The organism is Streptomyces sp. NPDC051677 (assembly GCF_044453465.1).
GTDB lineage: Bacteria > Actinomycetota > Actinomycetes > Streptomycetales > Streptomycetaceae > Streptomyces.
The window spans coordinates 10,366-36,015 of sequence record NZ_JBITCT010000039.1 but is presented as its reverse complement, the minus strand read 5'-3'; the positions used below and the strand labels follow the sequence as shown (position 1 = coordinate 36,015).

At 70.1% G+C, this 25,650-nt stretch carries 15 protein-coding genes and 2 pseudogenes; 11 read left to right on the top strand and 6 right to left on the bottom strand.

All coding sequences use genetic code 11. The features are described from left to right. Positions 1-92 precede the first annotated feature (92 nt). Entirely contained in the window at positions 93-2,879 is a 2,787-nt protein-coding gene (locus ACIBAF_RS35205) for an AAA family ATPase (protein ID WP_399468315.1), read from the bottom strand. 327 nt (positions 2,880-3,206) lie between these two features. Between ACIBAF_RS35205 and ACIBAF_RS35200 the strand changes: the two genes are divergently transcribed. The 3 genes from ACIBAF_RS35200 to ACIBAF_RS35190 all read left to right on the top strand — a co-directional run bounded on the left by ACIBAF_RS35200 (position 3,207) and on the right by ACIBAF_RS35190 (position 6,762). After that, positions 3,207-3,878: a LuxR C-terminal-related transcriptional regulator gene (locus tag ACIBAF_RS35200; RefSeq protein ID WP_399468313.1), complete on the top strand. Its 672-nt coding sequence runs from the start codon at positions 3,207-3,209 to the stop codon at positions 3,876-3,878. 176 nt (positions 3,879-4,054) lie between these two features. After that, the gene (locus tag ACIBAF_RS35195) at positions 4,055-4,729 is read left to right on the top strand and encodes a DUF4255 domain-containing protein (protein ID WP_399468311.1); all 675 of its coding nucleotides are present in this window, start codon (positions 4,055-4,057) and stop codon (positions 4,727-4,729) included. Positions 4,730-4,758: 29 nt separating this feature from the next. Further along, the gene (locus ACIBAF_RS35190; protein ID WP_399468460.1) at positions 4,759-6,762 is read left to right on the top strand and encodes an ATP-binding protein; all 2,004 of its coding nucleotides are present in this window, start codon (positions 4,759-4,761) and stop codon (positions 6,760-6,762) included. A 42-nt stretch (positions 6,763-6,804) separates the two neighbouring features. On the opposite strand, the gene ACIBAF_RS35185 is transcribed toward ACIBAF_RS35190, so the two are convergent. From ACIBAF_RS35185 to ACIBAF_RS35170, 4 genes are all read right to left on the bottom strand, one after another. Next, positions 6,805-8,187 carry a ricin-type beta-trefoil lectin domain protein gene (locus ACIBAF_RS35185; protein ID WP_399468309.1) on the bottom strand — a complete coding sequence of 461 codons (1,383 nt, stop codon included), beginning with the start codon at positions 8,185-8,187 and terminating at the stop codon, positions 6,805-6,807. A gap of 97 nt (positions 8,188-8,284) precedes the next feature. Continuing rightward, a complete protein-coding gene (locus ACIBAF_RS35180) occupies positions 8,285-9,706 on the bottom strand; it encodes a hydrolase (protein WP_399468307.1) in 1,422 nt (473 codons plus the stop codon). Positions 9,707-9,992: 286 nt separating this feature from the next. Continuing rightward, positions 9,993-10,157 (bottom strand): hypothetical protein, encoded by a 165-nt coding sequence (locus ACIBAF_RS35175; RefSeq protein WP_399468305.1) that lies wholly within the window; start codon positions 10,155-10,157, stop codon positions 9,993-9,995. A gap of 102 nt (positions 10,158-10,259) precedes the next feature. After that, the gene (locus tag ACIBAF_RS35170) at positions 10,260-16,418 is read right to left on the bottom strand and encodes an RHS repeat domain-containing protein (protein WP_399468303.1); all 6,159 of its coding nucleotides are present in this window, start codon (positions 16,416-16,418) and stop codon (positions 10,260-10,262) included. 377 nt (positions 16,419-16,795) lie between these two features. On the opposite strand from ACIBAF_RS35170, the gene ACIBAF_RS35165 reads away from it, so the two are divergent. Continuing rightward, positions 16,796-19,903 (top strand): FG-GAP-like repeat-containing protein, encoded by a 3,108-nt coding sequence (locus tag ACIBAF_RS35165; protein WP_399468301.1) that lies wholly within the window; start codon positions 16,796-16,798, stop codon positions 19,901-19,903. A 107-nt stretch (positions 19,904-20,010) separates the two neighbouring features. Next, positions 20,011-20,340: pseudogene (locus ACIBAF_RS35160) on the top strand (NUDIX hydrolase); the annotation flags it as partial. A 76-nt stretch (positions 20,341-20,416) separates the two neighbouring features. Here ACIBAF_RS35160 and ACIBAF_RS35155 read toward each other — a convergent pair. Then, positions 20,417-20,749: a hypothetical protein gene (locus ACIBAF_RS35155; RefSeq protein WP_399468299.1), complete on the bottom strand. Its 333-nt coding sequence runs from the start codon at positions 20,747-20,749 to the stop codon at positions 20,417-20,419. Positions 20,750-20,940: 191 nt separating this feature from the next. Here ACIBAF_RS35155 and ACIBAF_RS35150 point away from each other — a divergent pair, with 191 nt between their 5' ends. From ACIBAF_RS35150 to ACIBAF_RS35125, 6 genes and pseudogenes are all read left to right on the top strand, one after another. Continuing rightward, positions 20,941-21,228: a GntR family transcriptional regulator gene (locus ACIBAF_RS35150; RefSeq protein WP_399468297.1), complete on the top strand. Its 288-nt coding sequence runs from the start codon at positions 20,941-20,943 to the stop codon at positions 21,226-21,228. Between the two features lie 115 nt (positions 21,229-21,343). Continuing rightward, positions 21,344-22,924 (top strand): phage tail sheath subtilisin-like domain-containing protein, encoded by a 1,581-nt coding sequence (locus ACIBAF_RS35145; protein ID WP_399468295.1) that lies wholly within the window; start codon positions 21,344-21,346, stop codon positions 22,922-22,924. A gap of 64 nt (positions 22,925-22,988) precedes the next feature. Beyond that, positions 22,989-23,432, top strand: a complete 444-nt coding sequence (locus tag ACIBAF_RS35140) for a phage tail protein (protein WP_020132887.1) — start codon at positions 22,989-22,991, stop codon at positions 23,430-23,432. Continuing rightward, a complete protein-coding gene (locus ACIBAF_RS35135; protein WP_399468293.1) occupies positions 23,432-23,944 on the top strand; it encodes a hypothetical protein in 513 nt (170 codons plus the stop codon). The genes ACIBAF_RS35140 and ACIBAF_RS35135 overlap by 1 nt, the downstream gene beginning before the upstream one ends. Continuing rightward, positions 23,941-24,099, top strand: a complete 159-nt coding sequence (locus ACIBAF_RS35130; RefSeq protein ID WP_099936383.1) for a DUF6760 family protein — start codon at positions 23,941-23,943, stop codon at positions 24,097-24,099. The genes ACIBAF_RS35135 and ACIBAF_RS35130 overlap by 4 nt, the downstream gene beginning before the upstream one ends. 921 nt (positions 24,100-25,020) lie before the next feature. Continuing rightward, positions 25,021-25,650, top strand: a pseudogene (locus tag ACIBAF_RS35125) (hypothetical protein); the annotation flags it as partial.

Below are 25,650 nucleotides of genomic sequence, written 5' to 3'. Positions count from 1 at the left end.
CCCACCGGAAGGGGGTGCAACTCGGCGATCCGCCGACCGGGACGTGCATCCGTTCGTCAGCCGTTTCGTCAGTCCCTTCGTCAGTCCGTTCGTCAGTCCTTCAGCGTGCCCCGCAGTTCTCCCCTCCTTCGGATTCCCAGTTTCTTGTACGTGCTCGTCAGATGGGTCTCGACCGTGCGGCGGGCCACGTGCAGGAGTGCGGCTATCTCTGTGTTCGTGCGGCCCTCCGCCGCGAGCTCCGCGATGCGGCGCTCGCTGCCGGTGAGCGCCGCGGAGCCGGTGTGCGCGGGGGTGGTGCGGCGCGCGCCCGCAGTGCGCAGTGCTTCGTCGGCGTACTGCAACAGCCTTGTGCTACCCAGGCGTTCGGCTCGCTCGGCGCCCTCGCGAAGGTGGTCGCGGCCCCGTATGCGTTCGCCGGCGGCCATCAGCTGGTGCCCCTGGGCGAGGAGGGAGGCGACCAGTTCCGCTTCGGCCGGTGAGTCGCGCAGCACCGCCACCGCCTCCTCGCCCAGTTCCAGGCCCCGCCGGCCACGGGTCGCGCGGCTCAGGACGCGCAACGCCCGTCCCACCGTGCGCGGGGTGTCCCACACCCGGGCCAGCCGGAGTTCCTCCGTGGCCAGGGCCAACGCCTCCTGGGGGTTGCCGAGCGCCAGCCGGCACTCCGCGGCCGCAGTCCGCCACGGCGTGACGACCGGGCTGAGGACGGTGCGGGCGGACTGCCGGCGGCCGCACTCCAGGAAGTCGTGGAGGGCGCCCGCGACATCCCCTTCGGTGAACCGCAGCACGCCCCGCGCGTACAGGAAGCGGTTCAGCTCCCAGGAGTCGGGGGTGGCGCGCAGGTCGAAGGCGTCCGCGAGACGGCGGGCGTCCTGCGTACGACCCGTCTCCACCAGGGCCAGCAGGGTGTGCGCGTCGGCGTTGGCGGGACCGCCGCCGGTGTGCCGGCGGACGGGAACCGCGGGATGCGCGGCGAGCAGCACGGCGTACGTGCCCCGCGCCGCCGCTATGTCCCATCGGGTGTCCAGCAGGGCCTGTTCCATCGGATGCAGCAGGGACGGGTGTTGGCCGGCCAGACCGCGTTCCACCAGGCGTTCCGCCTCGTCGAGCTCGTCGGCCCACTGGGCCACCGCCGCGGCCGTGCCCAGCAGGAACGGCTCGGCGAGGGGGTCGGCGGGCTCCGTCATGAGCGTGCGCAGGCGTCGCATCGCCTCCCGCGCCGCGATCTCCCCGGCCGTCGCCGCGTACCGCACGAGGAGGGCCCGCCCGGAGGCCCCGACGAGCTCCGGGGAGCGTTCGGCGGTGTCGGTCAGCCAGCGGTAGGCCTCCCCGCGGACCGTCTGGTCCTGGTCAGACAGCAGCGTGGACGCCGTCTGGAGGGTCCGGGCCAGGTCTGCGTGGCCCGCCGCCAGCCGGGACTCCAGGCGCCGCAACGCCTCCACCGCCGTACGGACCTCCCCGCGGCCCGCGAGCGCGGTGCCCAGGGCGATCGCCGTACGGACCTGGTCGCGGGGGTCGGCGGGCAGGTCCAGCGCCTCGGCCAGCCGCGGGATGCCCGCCGGGGCGTCGGCGGAGACGTACTCCAGCGAGCCGAGTTCGGTGAGCAGGCGCTGACGGAGGCCGTCGGGGAGGGGTTCGCGCAGGGCTCGGCGCAGATAGCGGACGGCGTCGTCGGGGCGGCCCTCGCGCGCGGCGACCGTACCGGCCTCGCGCAGCACGCGCAGCGCCCACGGCAGCCCGGCCGGTGCGCTGCCCAGCAACTGCCGGGCCACGGCGTCGACATGGTCGCCCCGGCGCAGCATCGCCTGGGCGACCGCCCGGTGCGCGTCCTGACGACGGGCGGCGGACCAGCCGCCGAGGACGGCGTCCCGCAGAAGAGGGTGCGCGTAGCGGGGGCGGCCGGCCGGGTCCGGGCGCAGCACTCCGAGCCGCGTCATCGCCGTCAGCCAACCGGAGACCAGGGCGTGGTCGGCGCCGGAGGCGTCGGCGAGGAGGGAGGAGAAAGCGGCCAGGGACTCCGGCTCCCCCGTCTGCTCCGTCTCCCCCGTCTCCCCCGGCTGCCCCGTTTCCGCCTGTTCCAGTGCTGCCAGGGTGCGGGCCGTCTCCGCCGTCGTCGGGCCCGCGTTGTCCAGCCACCAGGAGACGGCCGCCGGGTACGCGCCCGGGTACAGCGCGGCGCAGGTCAGCGGGACGGCCGTCGGGGGCGGGGCGCCGTCGAGGTCGTCGAGGAGGGCGTGCAGGAGCAGCGGACTGCCGGCGCCGGCGCGCACGCAGTCCGCGGTCCACCGGTCGGAGGCGGTCGGGAAGGCGGCGCGGACCAGGTCGGCCGAGGCGTCGTCGGTGAGGGGGGCGAGGGTGTGGGTGCGGACGAGCGACGGGGACAGGGCGTGGGTGAGACCGGCGGGCCGTGGGTCGATGTCGTACTGGCTGCGCTCGGTGACCACCAGCAGTACCGGTAATCGGTCGATCCGGCGCGCCGCCTCCACGAACCAGCGGCGCGAGGCCTCGTCGGCGAGGTGGACGTCGTCGACGGCCACCATGAGCGGCGCCTCGTCGGCGTACGAACGCAGCAGCCGCCAGAGCCGGGCCGCGCTGGCCCGGTCTTCGATGCCGGGTGCGACGTCCGCGAACTCCGGTACGGGGCCCAGGAGATGGAGGACGGAGGAGAACGGCAGCGCGGTGTCCTCGGGGGAGCAGCGGGCGCGCAGGACGCGCAGGCCGAGGTGGGTCGCGTGGGTGGCGGCGGCCTCCAGGAGGGCGGAGCGGCCGGTGCCGGTGGCCCCGCGCAGCAGGACGAGACGGCCGCTGCCGGCGCGGGCGTTCTTCGCCTCCGCCGCGAGCAGTGCGTGCGCGTCGTCGCGTTCCCGCAAGGGTCCGGTCATCGGTGCCTCCTGCTGTCGGGTGCGTCGTCGGAAACGTGCTGGGCAAAGTGATCGGAAACGTCGGGTGTGTACGTGTAGAGGTCGTGTGGTGGGGTACGGGTCCACGCGATCGTTGTGGCGAGGCTCACGACGGATCGGACGGCGACAAAGACAACCCGTCTGACCTGCGGTGATGCTGCCGAACCGTGGTCGTGGACGGCTTGCTCTCGTGGTCCGCCTCGTGGTGCTCCACGATTGCGCGCGCCGCGGGAGGCGCAGAAGTCTGGGCCCGACCCACCCGTCACCGGTCCCCGCCGGACGACGGGCCCGTGAACTTGGGGGATACGGTTGCTCAGCTCACCCCGGACACCAGAGACCGGTGCCGCCGGCGCTGCCCGGCGACGGGTCCCCGTGGCCGTCCAGGCGCCGGACCCCCTCTCCCGCGAGGGAGCCGTCAGCCAGTTGCGCGCCCGCCCCGAGGTCGAGGTCCGCGAGGAGCTCCCGGCCGTCGCCGGCACGGTGGTGCTGCTGATCGAGGACACCCTCGACGAGGCGGCGCTGGCCCGGCTGCGGCGGATCGTGCGCAGTGAGGGGGCGCGCGCGGTGCTCGTCGTGGGCACGATCCGCGAGACCGAGCTGCTGGACGTCATCGAGTGCGGGGTCGGGGCCATCGTCTGGCGCCGTGAGGCCACCGCGCACCGGCTGGTGCAGGCGGTGCTGGCCGCCCACCGGGGCGACGGCGACCTGCCCGCCGACCTGCTCGGAAGGCTCATCAGCCAGGTGGGCACGATGCACCGCGGTGCGGCGGGCCGGCCCGGCGCCCCCTCCCTGGGGCTCGCGCCGCGGGAGGTGGACGTCCTGCGGCTGGTCGCCGAGGGCCTGGACACCGGAGAGATCGCCAGCAAGCTGTCCTACTCCGAACGAACCGTCAAGAACGTCATGCACGGACTCACGACGCGGCTGCATCTGCGCAACCGGGCGCACGCGGTGGCATATGCCCTCCGGGAAGGCTACATCTGACCGAACGGGCAATCGAAGGCGGACACGCGGGCAGCGTGCCGTGCCCGGTCACCGGCCCCGCAGCGCCTGCGGAAACCGGCCCGGAAAGGGCACGATGGGCAAGGGGCTGCCGCTGGGCTACCGCTGTGCGCCGCCGCCCATGCGCTGCTGCTGTACGGCAATTGAGGAGCACGACGGTGATCCACGAGGTGGACGAAGTCCTCAAAGGCCTGCTCGAAGGCGGTGCGCTCGCGGGCTCCGGCATCGACGTCTCCTTCGAGGCGCCGACCCGCGACTGGGCCGCCCGGCGCAACGCCCCCGTGATCAACACCTACTTGTACGACATCCGCGAGGACGTGTCCCGGCGACAGCGCGGTCAGATGGCGGTGCGCGACGAGCGGGACATCGTCGTGAAACGCCGTCAGCCGCCCCGCTGGTTCCGGCTGTCGTATCTGATCACCGCGTGGACGCGGACCCCGCTGGACGAACACCGGTTGTTGTCGGCCGTGTTGGCCACCCTGCTCCCGCGCGAGCTGCTCACCGCCGATGAACTGCCCGGCTCGCTGGGCGCGTTGGGGCTGGCGGTACCGGTGACGGTGGCCAGCGTCCAGAGCGAGTCCCGTTCCCTCGCCGAGATCTGGTCCGCGCTGGGCGGCGAGCTCAAGCCGTCCCTGGACCTGGTCGTGACGGCGCCCTTCCCCGCGTTCCCCGAGTACGACGCCGGGCCGCCGGTCACGGAGGGCGCGGCGGTCCGCCTGCGCGGCATGGACGGCGACCCTCCGGAGTCCGGCGAACGCGCCCACCGCCCCCACCAGGTGGCAGCGGCCCGCGCCGCCCGCGAGGCCGCGACCCGCCGCCCGGGCCAGCGGTGAACGGCGCATACGCCGGCGAACAGCACGAGGTGGTCGCCGCCCCGCTCCCGGAGGGGGAGAACGGGGCCTTGCTGTCCCGTCTCCTCGTGGTGCGGGAGCGGGTCGCTGTGCTGGTCGACCGACGTGCGGCCGGCGATCCCACCGCCGCCGATCCGCTCCGCGGGCTGTACCTCTCCGAGGAGGCCGTGCGTCAGCTGCTCGCCGGCGGGACGGCCGTCCCCGGCGACGACCTCACCGCCGCCGGGCATCCCGAGGCGACACCCACCGCCCACGACCCCCTCACCGCCCTCGCCGCCCGGCTCCGTCTCAGCGAGCTCGACGCCGGGATCCTCCTCATCGCGCTCGCGCCCGATCTGGACCGTGCCTTCGAGCCGCTCTACGGCTACCTCAACGACGACGTGAGCAGACGGCGCGCCACGGTCGGCCTCGCCCTCGAACTGTGCGGGACGCCCGTGCACCGGGCCGCCGCCCGCGCCCGCCTCCACTCCTCGGCGCCCCTGCGCGCGTACGGCCTGCTGGACGTCGAGGAACCCGAACGGCCTTTCCTGTCCCGCTCGTTGCGCGTCCCGGACCGGGTGCTCGCCCACCTCCTCGGCGACGACACCCCGGACGCGGCCCTGCACGGCTGCCTGCACCCGCTTCCCCCGCCGCTGCCCCCGTCCGCCGACGACGAGGACTTCGTCCACCGGCTGACGCACCGGCTGCGGGACGGCGGCCCGCTCACCGCCTACCTGCGCGAACACCGCGAGGGCGACGGCCTCGCCGCGATCACCTCGGCCCTGCACGGCGCAGGAGTCGACGCCCTCCGCTTCACCGGGCCCGACGACCGCCTCCCCGGCCTGCTGCGCGAGGCGCGTCTCGGCGGCCGGGCGGTCGTCCTGTCGGGCCTGCCGGACCACCCGGCCGCGCTGATCGGCGCGTTGGCCGACGCGTCGGACGTCACCGTCCTCCTCACGGACCCCCGCCCCTACGACCCGCACTGGTCCACCCACGACCCCCTCGTCCTGGAGGCCCCTCGGCGCCGAGCAGGCGGAACGGCCACCTGGGCGACAGCCCTGGCCGCAACCGCCCCCGGCTTCGACCTCGCCGCCACCGTCGCCCCCTACCGCCTCGGCGGCGAGCGGGTGGCGCGGGCCGCGCGCGCCGCCGCCGCTCTGGCCGCCTTCGAGGGTCGGCCGCTCACCGCCGACCATGTGCGCCTGGCCGCCCGCCAGCAGTCGGCCTCCGGCCTGGAACGACATGCGCGGCGGATCCGGCCCGACGTCGGCTGGGCGGATCTGGTGCTGCCCGAGCGGCCGTTGACGCAGCTGCGGGAACTCTCCCTGCGCGCCCGGCACCGCGACCGCGTCCTCGGCGACTGGCGGCTCAGTGCCGGCGGCGGGCGCGGCCGAGGGGTACTCGGGCTGTTCGCGGGCGAGTCAGGCACCGGGAAGACGCTCTCCGCCGAAGTCGTCGCCGCCGAGCTCGGCCTCGACCTCTACGTCGTCCAGCTGTCCTCCGTCGTCGACAAGTACGTCGGCGAGACGGAGAAGAACCTGGAGCGCATCTTCAGCGAGGCCGACCGCACCGACGCCGTGCTGCTCTTCGACGAGGCCGACGCCGTCTTCGGAAAGCGGTCCGAGGTGAAGGACGCGCACGACAAGTACGCCAACATGGAGAGCGCCTACCTGCTCCAGCGGCTGGAGTCGTTCGACGGCATCGCGCTGCTCACCACCAACCTGCGCGCCAACATCGACGAGGCGTTCACCCGGCGGCTCGACCTGGTGGTGGACTTCCCGTTCCCCGACGCCGGTCAGCGCCTCGCCCTGTGGCGGCACGGGCTGGTCCACGTCCCCTGCGCCGACGACATCGACCCCGAGCCACTGGCCAAGGACTTCGAACTCGCCGGCGGCTCCATCCGCAGCGCGGTCGTCACCGCCGCCTACCTCGCCGCCGCCCGCGACGAGCCGGTCGGCGACGCCGACCTCCTGGAGGGCGCCCGCCGCGAATACCGCAAGGCGGGCCGCCTGGTACCGGGTGAGGCCAACTGGTAACTGCCCTGTACAGGGCGGGAGTTGACCCGACTCACCCAGCGCCTACTGTGCGCGCCACTTCTGGTTTGGTGTCCCCGAGCAGGTCCACAGCTGGAGCTTCACGCCGTTGCCGGTGCCGTTGTCCTTGGCGTCCACGCACTTGTCAGCCTGCGGGTTGACCAGGTCGAGGTCCTTGCTCAGGATGAACTGCTGGGCGGGGTTGCCGCTGCAGTTGGCCAGCTGGATGACCGCGCCGTCGTCCCGCGAGCCCCAGGCGACGTCCATGCACAGGCCGAGCGAGCGCACGGTGCCGTCCTTGCCGAAGATCCACTTCTGGTTGGCCGAGCCGGCGCAGTCCCACAGCTGGAGCGGGGCGCCGTCCTTGCCCTTGCCGTTCTGCGCGTCGGTGACGTCGATGCACCGGTTCGAGGCCTGGCCGATGATGATGGCGCCGGGCACCGGCGTCGTCTTGCCGGAGCCCCCCGAACCGCCGTTGTCCTTCTTGCCGCCGCTGCCCGACCCCGAGGAGTCGCCGGACCCGCCGGCCCCGGAGCCGCTGTCGTCCTTCTTCGGCGGGACGGACGGCGTCTGCTGCTCGGGCAGCGGATCGGCGGAGGCGTCCGCCTTCGGCGCGGACGGCGGGGAGACGGACGGGCTGGGCAGCGCGGTCGCGCCGGCCTCCGCGAGCTTCTCTCTGGCGCTGGTGCCGACCGGCGGCTTGTACGCCAGCCAGATCATCACGAACGCGATCGCCAACGCCACGCTCAGACTGAGCGCCGTCGCAAGCCAGCGCGGCAAAAACCCGCGCTGCACGAACGTCCCGTCCACGGACAACGGCACCGCACCCGACCGCTGCACACTCAACGCATACGGCCGCTGCTCCTTCGACCCGAACCAGATGACCTGACGCGGCCGAAGCGTCGTGTCCACGAACGCCGCCCGCCCCGGCTCGATCTGCACACTCCCCGGACTGAACTCATAACCGAGGTGATCGCCCATGTCACTGCCCGCGACCGACGCCGTCACCCGCGTGTTGCCCAGGTTGTCGATCGCCAGACGCGGACGACCCCGGAACCGGCCCTTCACCGTCGGCGGCACGAGCTCCGCCCGCACCTCCGTGAACGGCGTCACCGTCAGATTCCCCTCCGGGACCGTCACCGCCTCCGGATGCTCAGTCGGCGTAATACGCACGGCGTACGGGTTGGGACCCGCAGTCGCGTCCGGGGTACGGGGCGGGGCGAAGGTCAGCTCCACCGTGCCCGTCGTCCCCGGGTAGAGACGCAGCGTCTGCGGCTCCACCGTCGTCCACGGCGCGACCGCGCCCACGGGCTCGAAGCGGTACTCGTCGACGACGTCACCGGTGTTGCGCACGCGCAGCCGTACGGTCGTACTGCCGCCGGGGTCCACGGTCGCCGCGGCCGGTTCCAGGGAGGTCCACAGAGTCACCTGGCGACGCTACGACGCGGGGTGGGAGGCCGTCAGGAAGCCCCAGGGCACGACCGCTGCCCGAAAGGGACGGCAGGTCGTGCCCTCGGACACGGTTTCAGACCGTGAAGCGGACCGCCTCCAGCTGGAGCTTCTCCTCCATGGGGCTGCCGCCGTAGATCCAGTCTCCGGCCTTGGTGCAGCCGTTCCCCCACCAGCCCTTGTCCTTGATGTGCGGGTTCTGGCACACGGAGCCCTCGAACGTCTTGATCGTGTAGCCCTCCATCGCCGCGACCGCCGGCTTGCTGGAGCCCATGTACATGTTGACGCCGTCGCCGGCGTGCGACCACTTGTCGCCGGTCAGCCAGCCCCCGACCACATGGGCGGCGTTGCCCGTGACACCGCCGGTCCTCGCCGTGGCGATGTTGAGGGCCTTGATGGGCAGGTCCTTGCCGGTCGTACCGGCGATCGCGCCGTCGCAGACCGGGTCCTGCCAGCCCTTGCCCTCCACGAAGGCGCGGTAGCAGATGTGCCGCCCGTCGCTGCGCGCCGCGAGCTTGTTCACGGCGTCGGCCGCCGTCTCCTGCTTGGGCTTCGCAGGGGCCTTCGACTCGCCCCCGCCGCCTCCGCCGCCTCCACCGTCCCCGCCGCCGCCGTCGGCCGGGGCCGGGCTGCTGGCGGGCGCCTCGACCACGGCGGGGGCCGAGGGAACGGGTACCAGGGCCGGGGCGCTGGGCGTCGCCGAGGGGCTGGGCACCAGGGTGCTGACCCCGGCCGCGAGCTTCTCCCTGGCGCTGGTGCCGACCGGCGGCTTGTACGCCAGCCAGATCATCACGAACGCGATCGCCAACGCCACGCTCAGACTGAGCGCCGTCGCCAGCCAACGCGGCAGGAACCCGCGCTGCACGAACGTCCCGTCCACCGACAACGGCACCGCACCCGACCGCTGCACACTCAACGCATACGGCCGCTGCTCCTTCGACCCGAACCAGATGACCTGACGCGGCCGAAGCGTCGTGTCCACGAACGCCGCCCGCCCCGGCTCGATCTGCACACTCCCCGGACTGAACTCGTACCCCAGATGATCACCCGTGTCCGCGCCCGCGACCGACGCCGTCACCCGCGTATTGCCGAGATTGTCGATCGCCAACCGCGGACGCCCCCGGAACCGCCCCTTCACCGTCGGCGGCACAAGCTCCGCCCGCACCTCCGTGAACGGCGTGACCGTCAGATTCCCCTCCGGCACGGTCACCGCCTCCGGATGCTCCGTCGGCGTAATACGCACCGCATACGGGTTCGGCCCCGCTTTCGCGTCGGGGGTGCGCGGCGGGGCGAAGGTCAGCTCCACCGTGCCCGTCGTCCCCGGGAAGAGACGCAGCGTCTGCGGCTCCACCGTCGTCCACGGCGCCACCGCGCCCACGGGCTCGAAACGGTACTCGTCCACCACGTCACCGGTATTGCGCACGCGCAGCCGCACGGTCGCCCGGCTACCGGGATCGACGGTGACGGAGGAGGGTTCGAGAGAAGTCCACAGGCTCACACACCGACGCTACGGCGAGGCCGGGGGGCGGGGTCAGAGGCCGGGGGGCAGGGTGCGTGCCCGTAGGGGCTGTCCCGACTGCCCTCGTGGTGTCCGAAGTACAGCCAAGGACGAGGGGTCGCGGCGGGACATTTCGAAGCAGGTCCGGGTCGCCGCTACTCCCGCGGCGAAAGGGCTCCGAGAACCAAGAGTCCGCCTTCGGGCTCTCCCTGTAGCAGGTGTTCGGTTGAACCGGATCCACTTCCGTGCGGCCCACGCTTCGTCCACCTCACCACACGGCACGCGGTCAGGTGAAGATGGCCACTCCGAGCGCAATCAAGGCACTGATCATCATGGTCACCCGAAGAGTCGTCATGACCTTTATGTCATGCTTCTCACCCCTTTCCACGAATATCGCAGCCACCAGAAGTCCGACGACCACGCCCACAAAGAAGGCAGAATAGCCACCCATGAATTCACGTCCAAGATCGATATACTGAGGGGTAGGCTACTCACGCCCACCCCTCAATCAACAAAGACCCACCGCTTTGGAGGTGACGATGATTTTCGATGCCTACATGTAGTATTTATAGAAATCGTCCCAGAAATCGCTCGCCTCCTCAGCAGCCTGCTGCGCCGCGATTTTCGCTGCGCGGGCAGATTTCCAAGCTGCGATGCGCTCGCGCGCGCCGGCCCCGAAAGCAACTCCTGTGGCGGCACCGGTTGTCCCCTGCTGAACGTACGACCACCCTTCCCCTGCATCGGTCGAACCCGGGTGCGAGTACTGCCATGCACCCACCCCTACTGCCGCCCCGGCGATTATCCCGCAGGCTCCCGCCGCCGCCACCGATGCAATGGCGATGCCGCAGCCTACACCAGCGGCAATACCAGCGATTGTTGTCTTATGGGTTTCAGCCCAGTCTTTCGCTTTTTCTGCACCACTCTTCGCCGTGTCTCCAAGCCAGTTCAGGCCCGCTTTAACATGGCCAAGAATACCGTCCTTCTTGCGGCGTTCTGCTTGGGCTGCTTTGGCTCGTTCGATGGCCTGGGCTTTGGCCACTGCGGCGGCCTCGGCTTTGGCTCGTGCTGCTGCTGCCTGCGGGTTGTAGTGGCCAGCGGCGGCTACATCGGCTTTGTACTGCCTCGCGTACTTCCTGGCGTATGCCTTGGTGTTGTTGGGGGTGCTGCCCGAGCCCGGGCGGTCTCTCATCGCCCTCTTGGTTCCGTTTTTGTCGCCTGGGGTGGAGTTGAGGCAGTAGGGGCAGTTGCGGGTCGGGCAGTCGGGCCCTGCGCATTCGCCGGTGGGGTCGGAGTTGGTGACCGGGTCGTTGTGGGCGTAGCTGTAGGCGTTCATCTGGCCTGGGTTGTCCAGGTTCATGACGGGGTCGACGGAGAGGAAGCGGCCAAGTTCAGGATCGTATTCGCGGGCGCCGAGGTGGACCAAGCCTGTGGGGTCGGCAGTGCCGCCGACGTAGCCGCGGGTGCCGGGGATGGTTTCGGTCCGGGCGGAGCGCATTTGACCGAAGGGGAGTTGCTTGCGGCGGGTGACGGTGAGGGTGGTCATGGCGACGGCGGCCATGGCGGTGCCTTGCTGGTCGGGAAGGAGGAAGGAGAAGCCGCTGCTGGTGCGGACGGCGACGGATTCCCCTTCGTGGGTGTAGTAGCGGATTCCTTCCTTGGTGCCGTCAGCTTTGATCTTCAGCTCGTTGTTGCCGGGCAGGGTGAGGGTCCGGGTGCCGTCGGCGTCCTTGGAGATCAGGCGGTCGCCGTCGGCGTCGTACTGGTAGCTGGTGGCCTTGCCGGCCTCGGTGTGGGTGGCGAGGTGTCCTTCGTCGTCCCAGGTGAGGTCCTGGGAGGTGGCACCGATGGTGCGCTTGGTGGTGTTGCCCGCGGCGTCGTAGCCGAAGCTGCTCTTCTGCCCGTCGACGGGCCCTCCGCGGACGGTGGCGGTCTGCACGGCGTGCGGCAGGCCGGTGTTGGGTTCGTTGTGGGCGTAGGTGGTGGTGGCGTCCGTGCCGGCCAGGGCGCCGGTGCCGTGGTCGGTCTGCCCGGTGCGGTTGCCGACCGGGTCGTATGTGAAGGACTGCCAGTAGGCGTCCGGGCCGCCCACGGTGGTGGCGGAGGGCTGGGCAGTGCAGTCGGATTTGGCGGTCCATGCCTCGGTCAGGCGGTCCAGGGCGTCGTTGGTGAAGCACTGGGTGTCGACCGTCTTGCCGGTGTCCTGGCCGCTGGCGGTGGTGAGGCCGGTGACGTTGCCCGCGTCGTCGTAGGCGTAGGTCACGTCGTCGATGCGCTGCGGGGCGAGGTCGCGGTCGGTGGTCTGCTGGGTCGGGCGGCCGGTGAATTCGTCATAGGTCTGGGTCTTGTAGACCTTTTTCCCGAGTGTGCCGTATTCGGTGCGTACGGGGCGGGAGAAGACGTCGTGGTTGGTGGCGTTGACGAGGGTGACGGAGCCGGCGGTGGTCTTCTGCGGGAGGTTGCCCTCGCCGTAGACGGTGGTCTGGCGTTCGCTGGGCAGGTTGCCGACGGCCGGGTGTTTGATCCATTCCTGCTGGCCGGTGTAGGCGTTGTAGCCGTAGGTCCAGGTGTAGGTGCCGGCCAGGGCGCCCGCTTCGGCGGGGATGGTGACGGTGCTGGAGGTGGGCTGGTAGGCGTCGTTGTAGGAGTCGACGGCGGAGATGTACTGCTTGCCGTCGATGTAGCGGATGCTGCTGGAGAGCTGGCCCTTGGCGATGGTGTCGTAGGTCCACTTGGCCAGCAGTGTGCTGCCGTTGTTCAGCGCGGTCCGGCGGCCGAGTGCGTCGTAGTCGGTGGTCAGGGTGATGCCGCGGGCATCCGTGATCGAGACGGGGCGGCCGAGCTTGTCGTAGTTGGTGTGGGTCTTTCCTTTGTCAGGGTCGTCGACGTCGGTCTCCTGACCGCGGGCGTCGAAGGTGTACGACCAGGTGTTGCCCGCCGGGTCGGTGACGGTCAGCGGCTCGTCCCACTTGCCGTAGGTGTAGTGCGTCTTCTGCGACGAGGTACGGGCCGGGTCGGTGTACTCGAGGCGGTCGGTCGTGCGGTCCCGGGCATCGGTGATCACTGTCGTGGCTGTGCCGCCCTTGGGTGGGATCACCGTGGTGCGGTCACCTTCGTAGACGGTCTTGGTGCGGTATTGCTCGTCGCCGTATTTGCGTGCGATCGCGTCGGTGACGCGGCCCTGACCGTCGTAGACGTTCTCCACCATCGTCGGCACCGCGTTGTCGGCTGCTGATTTGAGGCTCTTGGCGGGCGCGCCGTCGGCGTAGTAGGCGGCGTAGGTCTTCCACGCCCAGCCGTGGGTGTCGTACAGGGTCTCGGTCATGATCCGGTTGGAGGTGCCGATCGCCGGGGATTGGGTCTCGCGTGCGCGCAGCAGGCCGTCGTAGAGCTGGTAACTGACGGCGTACGAGCCGTCGTACTGCAGTGACTTCGTCGACACGGCGTTGGCTGCGGTCTTGGAGATCGTGTAGCTGTACTCGGCCGACGGTTGGGCCGGGTGGTCGGTCTTGGTCCAGCCGGGCTTCCACACCTGCAGCGTGCGGCCCAGGCCGTCGTAGACGGCGTCGGTGCGCTTGCCGTTGGCGTCGATCACCGCCGTGGGGACGCCGCGGGCCGGGTCGTACTCGGTCTTCGTGGTCTGGTCCAGCGCTGTGGTCACGGTCATCGAGGTGGGGGCCCCGATCGTGAGAGGTGTGTACGCGGTGGTGGTCGTGTTGTCGTCCGCGTCGGTCTCGGTCAGCTCACGGCCGTGGTTGTCGTAGGTGTGGGTGGCGGTAGTCAGGTAGCCGATGCCCTTGTCGTCCTGTTCCTCCAGGCGGGTCACGTCGCCCTTGGCCGGGGCCGTGTCCAAGCTGACGGCCTTGTCGTAGTAGTGCCGCTCGACGGAGATCAGGTCGGCGGGCAACTGCGGCGTCATGCCGCAGGCCGCCGCAATCGTCCGGACCTCCTTGACCAGAGTGAGGATGTTCTTGTTCTCGTTGCGGGCGTACGCAGTAGTGGTGCACTCCTCGTCGCCGGTCTTGGCCGTGTCGCCGAGTTCGGACTCGGTTTTGACCAGTCCGTAGTCGTCGAAGGTGCGCACGATGCGGGTGGTGCGCCAGTTGTCGCCGACGGCACTGCGGGCCTTCTCCTCCTGGCTGCCGGTGGCGTACGCCTTGAGGGCAGACAGACCGCTGCGGGCCATCGTGGCGGTGGCCGCCGAATGCCAGGGGGTGTAGCTGGTGGTTGTCTGCAGTTTCCCGCCGTCCCCGTCGTACGCGGCCTCCTCGCGGGTCATTCCGGCGAACGCGGCGTGGTCGGTGACCTTGACACCTTCGTGGTCGACGACCTCGGCGCCGTCGATCCCGCGGAAGTAGCGATATTCGCTCAGCGTCTGCTTATCCGAGGCCGGAGCACCCGTGCGGACCTGGACGCGGCTGTATCCCTTGCGGTCGCTGTACGTGAGGTACTTGGCCTTGGTGAACTCGTCTTCGTCCTTGCCCCACGCCATGCCGCCCAGGTAGGCGTAGTCGGTCTCCTTAACCGGAGCTCCGCCGGTGTGGTCGGCCTCCAGAATCTGGGTGGCCACGTAGGTGTGGAACCAGTCCAGGTACGGCACGTAGTCGGCGGCCGGTGCGTCCGGCGGCGACCACATCACCGGATAGCAGCGGCGGGCGTTGGAGGAGGGCGTGGGAACGTCGCCGGCCTTGCAGTCCGGTGCCGAGTAGGTGACGCCGATGGTGGAGCCGGTCTCGGTGTCGATGCCGTAGACGCGGTAGCGCACCAGCGGCGGCACCGGGTCCGGATCGCCGCCCGTGGTGGCGCCCTCCACGCGGTTGGCGAGCTGCTGGCCTCTGAAGGTGACCGCGGGCAGGGACACGTCGCCGGTGCCGGTGTGCCCGGTACGGGTGATGGAGGCCAGCCACAGTGCCGGATCCGTGCCGTCGCCGGTGGACGGGAACTGGTGCGCCAGCGTCCACGAATCGACGCTCTTGTAGGCGCCTCCGGTCAGCACGGACGTGTCGATCTTGGTGAGGCGTTTACGGGTCCAGAACGAGGGCGAGTATCGGCTTTTGCACTCCTCGCCCGACTTGCAGGACTCGTCGAACGGTACGTCGGGCCAGTTCTTGGCGTGATCCTTGTCGAAAGCGTCGCAGCCGCTCAGGCAGCGCTCGGCAACGGCGAAGTCGACTCTGGCCGCGGCCTTCTGGCTGTAGACGGAGTCGGACCGCAGCCCGTATTCGATGTGGTCCAGGTAGCCGCCGCGGTCGTACACGGTGGCGGCGGAGGCGCCGCTGTCCGGATTGACGTTGCGGCCGTAGTAGTTGGTCTCCTTGTTCCAGTAGTAGGCCAGGGCGTCGGAGTGCGGGTCCACGACGTAATCGAGGTTCCACCGCCATGCCTGCTGGCACCAGGAGTCCTTGAAGGCGCTGGCGTGGCACGGCTCGTCGGTCTGGTTGCCGAACACGGGCACAGTCCAGGTGGAGTTCGTCTCGGCTTTGCCGTCGGCCCAGCCCGGCAGGCGGTTGTAGCCGAAGTAGTACTGGGTGCCGTCCGGGGTGGTCACCCGCCAGTACTCGCCGTTGTCGTCGCCGTTGCCGCGGTCGCTGCCGGCGAGCTTGACGATCTTGGTGCCGTCGTCGCTTTGCAGGTGCCACTCACCGGTGGTGTCGTCCTTGACGAGGACGTTGGACTGACCGTTGAGGTTGAGGACCGCGTTGTCCTTCTTCCAGCACAGGTCCCCGCTCTTGTCGGTGCCGTTGCTGTCCTTGGTGTCGTCGGAGCAGGACACATAGCGGCGCTCGACGGAGCCGGGATCCATGGACCAGCCGTCGCCGATCCAGTTGGCCTGGTTGTTCGTCGCCGCAGTGCGTCCGTCCACGGACTGGGAGCTGTAGGACAAGCTCAGGTCAGGCACGACACCGCCGGGCACGTCCGGGGTGTCGATGTCGTATTTCCAGGAGAAGCCGCCGCTGGAGCCGCCTGCCGTCCAGGACGCCGACGGGGCGAGCGGGGTGGCTTTGAAGTCACCGGATGCGCCCGCGGCGGCGGCGGTGGCGGCCAGGAGGACTGTGCCGTCACTCGCCGTCGTTCCGCGGACCGAGGGCGTCGCGGCAGGTGCTTTCGTCACCGGCACGGTGGACGGCGTGTCCTCATCCGCGGCGTCTATGGGGACGGCGGCCGACAGCGTCGCGGCCTTGACGTCGTTGTCGCTCTGCAGAGCAGCCGATGTGCGGCAACGTTCGGCCTCAGGCGTGGTCAGCGCGCACAGCGGCAGACGGTGCAGCGTCAGCCGCGAGGCCCAGTCGCCGCCGTAGGCGTTCTGGAAGCCGGAGTAGTCCAGGGTGACATCGAGTGTGCCCTTGTCGCTCTGCAGCGGGCGTACCGCCAGCAGCACGCCGGTCACGCCCGCAGCGTTGGCCTCCTTCTGATCCAACACCTGTACCTGAACACGGCGTTGAGCGGCGGCAGTTGCACGGGCCTTCTGGTCGGCCGTGCCCTGGTGAGGGCTGATGCTCAGAGGAAGGGTGCCCGCCTCGGTCTTCGTGCTGCCCCTTGCCGGCACAGTGACCGTGGCGGTGCCCGGCTTGGGCCAGGACGGCTTCGGCGCCGCCTTCCAGCGGTGGGCAGCGGTCTCGTCCGGGCGGGAGATCCGGTGCTGCTTCGCCGATGAGACAGGAACCGGGTGCGGGTTCGTCAGCTTGGCCAGCGACAACTCTGCCGCCTCGGCCACCGGGCCACCCAACAGGCCGGCCGCCAGATAAACGACCAAAGACACAGCGATCCGACGGACCCATTTCGCATGTCTCGTCACCATACGGCCGGGACGTCTCGTCCCCTTCACTCGTAAACCGGACACAATTCCCCCACCGGAAGCCCGCCTGCATGAAGATCGAACAGAAGGTATCAATGTCCGAGGCGCGAGAAAAAGATCTGCTCGATGATTGGCCGATTATCGACACTGCATGCGCCTGAGTAACGGAAAGCGGAATTAATTCCTCCAGAAATTCGACATTGCGAGTGATCCGCGATTCGCGTAGAACCATTGCGCCCCAGGCAGGCCGAGAAATTTGCCGCACGGCAGGACATCTAATTCGCGAGAGGAAATAAATGCCGATCTTGCATCAACGGCGTAGCAGACGCCGCACCAGCGGGCAACGGCCCGCAGCCGCGGCAGTCGCCGCCGCACTGGCACTTACCGCCTCGCTGCTGGCCACCCAAACCGCGGCCCGCGCTGCCGCCGCGCCCGTCGGCGCATCTGCGACTCCGCAGAGCACAGCCGAATCCCGCGCACTGGTGAAAGCCGTCACGTCGGGCAAACCGGTGGAGGTGATCGCTCACCGGACGGAAACAGTGCAGGTCTTCGCCAATCCGGACGGCTCCTTCACCCAGGACACCTACGCCCTGGCCCAGTTCGTGCGCAAGGACCGCAGACTGGTGCCGATCGACACCACGCTCAAGGCGAATGCGGACGGAACCATTTCCCCCGCCGCCACCGAGGTCGGGGTCAAGTTCTCCGGCGGGGGCGAGGGCCCGCTGGCGACCGTGACCCGGGACGGCCGGAGCCTGTCGATTGGCTGGCCCAAGCCGCTGCCCAAGCCGGTGATCGACGGAGACACGATCACATACGCGAACGTGCTGAACGACGTCGACCTCAAGCTCAAAGCGAGCTCGGCCGGTTTCAATGAGCTTCTGGTGGTCAAAAGCGCGTCGGCCGCCGACGATCCGGCGCTCGCCACAATCAGCCTGCCGTTGAGCACCAAAGGTCTAACCACAGCCGCGGACGATCACGGCAACCTGCGAGCGACTAACCCGGCAGGGCAGGAGGTATTCACCGCGCCAACCCCCCGTATGTGGGACAGCTCCACCGCCCAAGCCGGCACACAGACCCTGACCCGGGCAGCCCAGGAATCCTCGCCCGGACCGCAAGCCACCAATGAGTTCGAGCCCGGCCCTGGCGCCCAGCAAGCGGCCGTACCCGTCGCCGTCAGCGACCATGAACTCAAGCTCACGCCCGACGCGAATGTCATGACCGGACAGAACACCACCTACCCGGTGTACATCGACCCCTACGTCGAAGGCTCGCGCTACTCCTGGACCATCGCCTACAAGAAAACCCCCAACAGCGCCTACTACAACGGCGCGGGCTTCAACGGCGGCACCACTACCGCTCGTGCGGGCTACGAGAACGAGACCAACGGCCTGGCCCGCTCCTACTTCCGCATGAACACCAAGAACCTGTGGAGCACAAACAAGCAGGTCACCAAGTCCACGTTCCGGATCAAGAACACCTGGTCCTGGTCCTGCACCGCCAAGCCCGTCGAACTGTGGCGCACCACCGCCATCACCTCCGCCACCACGTGGAACAACCGCCCCGCCCGGCAAGAGAAGTTGGCCACTGTCACCGATGCCAAGGGCTGGAGTTCCAGCTGCCCGGCCGGCAACCTCGCCTTCAACGTGACCGGGGGCGCTCAGGACGCCGCAGCGGGCAAGTGGAGCACCATCACCTTCGAACTCGCGGCCTCCAACGAGTCGGACGTGTTCGGCTGGAAGAAGTTCGACGCCAAGTCGGCCGTGCTCTCCACCGAGTACAACACCGTCCCCAACGCCCCCACCGGTCTCGACACCTCCCCCAGCGTCGGCGGCTGTGACACGGCCGCCCCGTATTCCGTGATCGGCAACACCGACGTCTACCTGACCGCCAAGGTCTCCGACGCCGACGGCGGCACCGTCAAGGCGGAATTCCGCCTGTGGGGCAGCAACAACCTCTCCAGCGGCTCCCAGATCTACGACCAGACCGTGTCCGCCACCTCCGGAACCGTCGCCAGAGCCCGCGTCCCCAAGGCCACACTGGCCGCGAAGGAGACCGTTGCGCACGGCAACTTCGTCTGGAAAGTCCGCGCCTACGACGGCTCCGCCTACTCGGCCTGGACTCCTACCACCACCTGCGGGTTCGGCTTCGACTCCACCCGTCCCTCCAGCCCGCCCGGGGTGATCTCCACGGAGTTTCCCGACGGCAGCGACGGCTGGCCCGCCGTGACCGGCAGCGTACGCACCAAGGGAACCTTCACTCTCTCCGGCGCAGGCATCACCGACGTCGCCAAGTACGAGTACTGGACCGACACCGACCCCACCGTACGCACCGCCACACCCGGCACTGCGGGCGGCAGCGTCAACGTCACGTTCACCCCGACCAACGCCGGGACCAACCACCTCTACGCGCGCAGCCTGGACAGGGCCGGCAACAAGTCGGACGCCGCCGACTACCCGTTCTACGCCAACGGCCTCAAGACAGCCGACAAGGCCGGAGACATCAACGGCGACGGCAACACCGACCTGTACGGCATCGACAAGAACGGCTCCCTCAACCGCTTCTACGGCGCGGGGGACGGAACCCTGACACCAGGCGCCGAGGCCGCCGCCACCGGGAACTGGACCAGCGTCAAGATCACCCGGCGGGGCGACTGGACCGGCGACGGCTACGAGGACCTCATCTCCCTCGAGCACGACGCCACCGCAAACACAGACCGGCTGCGGATCCACCCCAACGACGGCTCCGGCTTCGCCTGCACCGACTGCCCCGGCACCGACAACGACGAGCGCGAACTCACCGTCTACGACGACGCCAACAACCACTGGAGCAACGGCGTCAAGCAGATCCTCGCCGTAGGCGACGTCGACGGCCCGCTGGACATCGACGGCGACGGCACCCCGGACAGTCCCGGCTACCCCGACCTCGTCGTCAACGACGGGACGTTCGTCTGGCTCTACTACGGCAACAGCGACGACCGCCTCGACAGCGACCGCGACCCTGTCCTCCTCGGCGGCCCCGACGACCCCCTCGCCACGGGAACGTCAAAGATCAACGAGATCACCCTGGCCGCGCCCGGAGACTGGAACAACGACGGCCGAGCCGACCTCGTCGTCCGCTACGACCGTCCAGACGTCGGAGGACTCTGGGTCTTCCACGGTGAGCAAGGCGACAACGGCTACGACATCGGCGTCACCAACCGCACCGCGATCGGCACCAACTGGAGCACCAGCACCGTGCCAACCTTCACAGCCGCACCCGACGCCGACAACGACGGCAAATTCGACCTGTGGGCCACAACGCCCAACACCGGCAGGCTCCGCGCCTTCCGCGGCATAACCACCAGCGGCACAGAACAGGTCACCGTGGCATCCGAAGCCTTTACCGGCTACCAGGCCATCGGCTAACCCACTGGCCGCGACCACTCTCACACCGGCGAAACACGCGGCCCGCCCCCGTACGACCCGGATGCAAGTATCCGGGCCGCACGTGGCGGCGGGCCCAGCGGCCTCAAGCTGGTGAGGTCGGGTCGGACGAGGATGCGGCCGTACGGGAGACCCAGGAGGAGACCGGCCTGACCGTGACGGCTGTGGAACTGTTCCGCGAGCGGGATCAACCGAAGACGGGCTGGCTGATGTCGTACACGGCCTGCCAGGTGGTGGGTCGCACCGCCCATGTCGCTGGCATCGAGAATCTGGCCGATCTCGCTTGGGTGCCCCAGGGAGTACCTCGACGCGGCCCTGCTTTCCTGAGTGCCTGTGAGAGCAGTGTGTGCTCCGGCAGCGAGGCCTGTTGCGTACCCCCTACGCCGCACGGAAGGTTCCCGCCACGAACCACGACGTGAGATACACCTCGTCGTGAACTTCGGTCCCTGGCGGGATGAACGAGCTACGAGCTCCGGAGCGAGCGCGTATCCGAGGTCATCGTCCGCCTTCGTTCTCTACGGCATCCTCGGTGTCCGCTACGGGCAAGCGCCCGCCGCGGGACTCGGCGACACGCAGGGCGTCGGTCAGGCACTCGGCAAGCCGGATGCCGGCGTAGCGGACTTCGGCGTACGGCGACCTGGGGTCATCCAGCACCTGGCGCGCGAGGCCGAGCACGTCGGTGCCGGTGGCGAGCTGCACGGCCTCCAGGTCGTCGGCGAGACGGGAGAGGCGGCTGCCCTTGTCGTCGGTCACCAGGTAGCAGGGTTTGCCCTCGGGGGTCGGCCAGGGCAGGAGTCGGGGGGTGGTCACGCCGTTCAGGTATTCCATCAGGCGGCCACTCCCTGCGCGCCGACGATGTGCTGGTCGAGGTCGATCCCGAAGTCGGCGGCGAGAACGAGGGCGAGACGGCGGCGCTGCTGGAGCGCGGCCTCTCGGTCGTGCGCGGTTAGGAAGCATCAGGTTGCATGAGGACGTTCTCGCATGTGGTGCACCGCTGCAAGTCGCCTTAGCGTGCGGCCATGGCTAACGATGGGTGGACGCCCGATCCCGCGAGTCCCGTGTACGTGTATCTCCAAGTCGCACACCACATCGCCGGGCAGATCCGCACCGGACGCATTTCTGTGGGCGCGCGGCTCCCCGCCGAGCGCGACCTCGCCGAGCAGTACGGCGTGGCCATCAACACCGCCCGCCGGGCGGTGCGCGAACTCCGGGAACAAGGACTCGTCATCACCGTCCCCATCAAGGGCTCCTTCGTGCAGGCAGAACCGCCCAGCGCCCCCTCCCAGGAGGGCGAACCGGACGCCTGATGCCCGCAAGGGCAATAACCGTGCCCCCAAAGGTGCACCGGAGGCCGTTTCGACGGACGCGCTTCGCGCGTGACGGTGAAAGACGTCCTGACGCGTACCCCGAGGAGAGCACAGCATGCCGTCCTACCTGTCGCCCGGCGTATACGTCGAGGAGGTGGCCAGCGGCTCCCGCCCGATCGAGGGGGTGGGCACCTCGGTGGCGGCCTTCGTCGGGCTCGCCCCGACCGGCCCGCTCAACGAGCCGACCCTGGTGACCAACTGGACCCAGTACGTGGCGGCGTTCGGTGACTTCACCGACGGCTACTACCTGGCGCACTCCGTCTACGGGTTCTTCAACAACGGCGGTTCGGCCGCCTACGTCGTCCGCGTCGGCGGTTCCGCCGCGGGCGCGGACGGGGACGCCAAGTCCCCGGCGGCCGTGACCGGTTCCGCCGCCCCCGCCGCGCTGCCGGCCGGCGAGCCGAGGCAGCTCGGCACGTTCGCCGTGACGGCCGTGGCGCCCGGCAACCTGAGCGTCGAGGTCGCGGACGCGGAGGGCGAGGGCCCCGCCGAGCGCTTCAAGCTGATCGTCAAGGACGGCGACAAGGCCGTCGAGTCGTTCGACGTGTCGGCGAAGAAGGGCAACCGCTCCTACGTCGTCACGCAGGTCAAGGAGCGCTCCAAGCTCATCACCGTGACCGAGGCCGCGCCGGCGGCGCAGCTGGCCCGCCCGGAGAACCAGACGGTCGCGCTGCCGTCCGCCCCGGCGTCCGCCGCGCCCGCCGTGCCGTCGGAGGAAGCGGCCACGGTCGGCCCGGCCCAGTACCTGGGCGACAGCTCCGACCGCACCGGCTTCGGCGGCCTGGAGGCCGTCGACGAGGTGTCGATGGTCGCGGTGCCCGACCTGATGGCCGCCTACCAGCGCGGCGCGATCGACCTGGAGCAGGTCAAGGCCGTCCAGCTCGGCCTGATCGCGCACTGCGAGCTGATGGGCGACCGGGTGGCGATCATCGACCCGCCGCCGGGCCTGAACGCCCGTCAGATCCGGGTCTGGCGCCAGGAGACGGCCGGCTACGACTCCAAGTACGCGGCCCTGTACTACCCGTGGATCAAGTCCTTCGACCCGGCGACCGGCCAGGCCCGGCTGATCCCGCCGAGCGGTCACGTGGCCGGCGTGTGGGCCCGCAACGACTCCGAGCGCGGCGTCCACAAGGCTCCCGCCAACGAGGTCGTGCGCGGCGCGGTGGACCTGGAGATCCAGATCACGCGCGGCGAGCAGGACCTCCTCAACCCGATCGGCGTGAACTGCATCCGGGCGTTCCCGGGCCGGGGCATCCGCATCTGGGGCGCCCGCACCCTCTCCTCCGACCCGGCCTGGCGCTACCTGAACGTCCGCCGGTACTTCAACTACCTGGAGGAGTCGATCCTGATCGGCACCCAGTGGGTGGTGTTCGAGCCGAACGACCACGCCCTGTGGGCCCGGATCCGGCGCAACGTCTCCGCGTTCCTCGTGAACGAGTGGCGTTCGGGCGCGCTGTTCGGCGCCCGCCCGGAGGAGGCGTACTACGTCAAGTGCGACGAGGAGTCCAACCCGCCGGAGTCGGTCGACCTCGGCCGGGTGGTCTGCGAGATCGGCATCGCGCCGGTCAAGCCGGCCGAGTTCGTGATCTTCCGGCTGGCCCAGTTCCAGAGCGGAAGCGGGGAGCTGGAGGAGTAGGCGCACCGCGCCGCGCCTCTCCGCTTCCGCAGACCGCAGTCAACTCCCCTAGAAGGAACCGAAGATGAGTCTCCAGCCGGGTGACGCCCTTACTTCGCACAATTTCGGCCTGCAGATCGACGGCGTGATGGTCGAGTACCTCGCCGAGGTCAGTGGCCTCAGCCTCGAACAGGACGTCATCGAGTACCAGCAGGTCTCCGCGCAGGGCAAGCCGGTCACCAAGAAGCTGCCGGGCGTGAAGAAGGCGGGCACCTGCACGGTCGTGCGCGGCATGACCCAGTCCGCGGCGTTCAACCAGTGGATCACCGAGTCGATCAACGGCGTCATGGGCACCGCCCGCAAGAACGCCACGATCATGGTGATGGACTACCAGAACAACCCGGTCAAGCGGTACAACATGCGCAACGCCTGGTGCAGCAAGATCGACACCAGCTCGGTGAAGGCAGGCGAGGCCTCCGCGCTGACCGAGACCGTGACGATCACGTTCGAAGAACTGGTCATCGAGTAATGCGGCGAACGGCTGTACGGGGGCCGGTGGCGGGAGCGGGTGCGGGAGCGCAGACGGTCGTCGGGGAGCAGCCTCAGGAGGCTGCCGCCCCGCTCCTGCCGGCGTCCACGCCCGCGCCCATGCCGGCGCCGGTGCAGCAGCGACTGCAGACGGAGTTCCCCTTCGAGCTGCCGCGCGGCTACGTCGACGAGGCGGGCACGGTCCACCGCGACGGCGTGATGCGCCTCGCGACCGCACGGGACGAACTCGTCCCGCTGCGGGACATCCGCGTCCAGGAGAACCCCGCGTACCTGTCGGTGGTCCTGCTCGGCCGGGTCATCACCCGCCTCGGCACGCTCCCGCTCGTCCACGACGGGGTGGTGGAGAACATGTTCGCCTCCGACCTGGCGTTCCTGCAGGACTTCTACCGCCAGGTCAACGCCGAGGGGCACACCCGCGCCTCGGTGCAGTGTCCCCACTGCTCGGAGCCCTTCGAGGTGGAACTCGGCGGGAGCCGCCTGGGGGAATCGTGACGTACGCGACCGACCGGCTGCACGAGGAGATCGCGTACGTCGCCTACCACTTCCACTGGAGCCAGGACGACATCCTGGACCTGGAACACCACGACCGGCGCCGTTACGCCGACCAGATCGCGTCCCTGGTGACCCGGGGCCGGGCGGAGGGCTGAGGCATGGGGTTCCTGCAACGGTTGCGGGGCGGACGCGGGGATCGCCGGGATCGTGAGGGTCGCGGGGACGGCTCGGGTACGCCGTCGGCTGCGGCGGGCGGCCCGGTCGACACGACACCGACGTCGAGGCCGACCTCGACGCCGGCCTCGACGTCAGCATCGGCATCGGCACCGGCACCGCGCGTCGTGACAGCCGCCTGGCCGTCGCTTCCGCCCATCCAGCGGACGGCGGCCGGGGGCACGTCGGGGGTCGCCGACGCCGGCTTCGGCGGCCGACTGGCCACCTGGCAGAACCCCTCCTTCACCGTCACCCGCTCCCCCGCGGTACTGGACGCGCGGCCGGGCGGCCTGATGAGCAGCCTGGCGACGGCGAAACCGGTCGAGCAACCCGGGCGGGTGGCTGCGCCGCCCCGACCGACGCCCCTACAGCGCACGGCGCCTCCAACCGGGGCACCGGCGCCGTCCGGCCAACCGGCTCCCACGTACCCGACTGCGGCGAGGGTTCCGACGACTCCGGCGGCTCTGGCGGCTCTGGCGGGTCCGGCGGGTCCGGTGGCTCCCGCGTACCCGACTGCGGCGAGGGTTCCAGCGGCTTCGACGACTCAGGCAGGTCCGGCGGGTCCGGTGGCTCCGGTGGCTCCAGCAGGTCCGGCAGCTCTCGCGTACCCGACTGCGGCGACGGCTCCGGCGGGTCCGACGGCTCCGGCGGCCGCGGTTCCCCCGGGAAGGCCGGCGGTGCCAGTGGTGTCGGCACGACCGACGGCGCCGGTCGCTCCCACCCCCGCTGCCGCCTTCCCGGCGCGGGGCATCCGGGTGTCCCCGGCAGGCCCGGCGACGACATCGGCCCCGGCTCCGTTGACCAGGTCCTCGTCGGCACCGGTTCAGCGCCGTACGCTGCCTGCCCGGCCGACGCCCGCACCCGTGTCGACGTCCCCCGGCGCCGGTTCCGCGCAGGCCTCCGGCCGGGGCACGGAGACTGACGGCGGAGGCCCGTCGACCGGCAAGGAACCCGCGCCGGGCCCGCGACCGGCCCCCTCGGCCGCCGTCGCGGGGCCGACAGCGGCAAGGACGGCCCCGACCCCGGCGGCCCCGACCCCGCCGGCCGGCGGACAGCCGGTGGCGCTTCAGCGGGCGGCGACGCCCCGGCACGAGGTCTCCGCCCCGGCCACTCACCAACCGGTCGGACTCCAGCGGGCGGTACCCCGCCACGAGGCCTCCACCCCGACCAACTCCCGCACAGCAGAGGCCAACCCGATCTCTCCGGCTCCTCAGCAACCGGTCGGACTCCAGCGGGCGGTACCCCGTCACGACGCCTCCACCCCGATCAACTCCCCTACAGCTGAGGGCAGCCCGCCCTCTCCCTCCGCACAACAACCGATCGGCGTCCAGCGAGCGATACCCCGCCACGACGCCTCCACCCCGACCAACTCCCGCACAGCAGAGGCCAACCCGACCTCTCCGGCTCCTCAGCAACCGGTCGGACTCCAGCGGGCGGTACCCCGTCACGACGCCTCCACCCCGATCAACTCCCCTACAGCTGAGGGCAGCCCG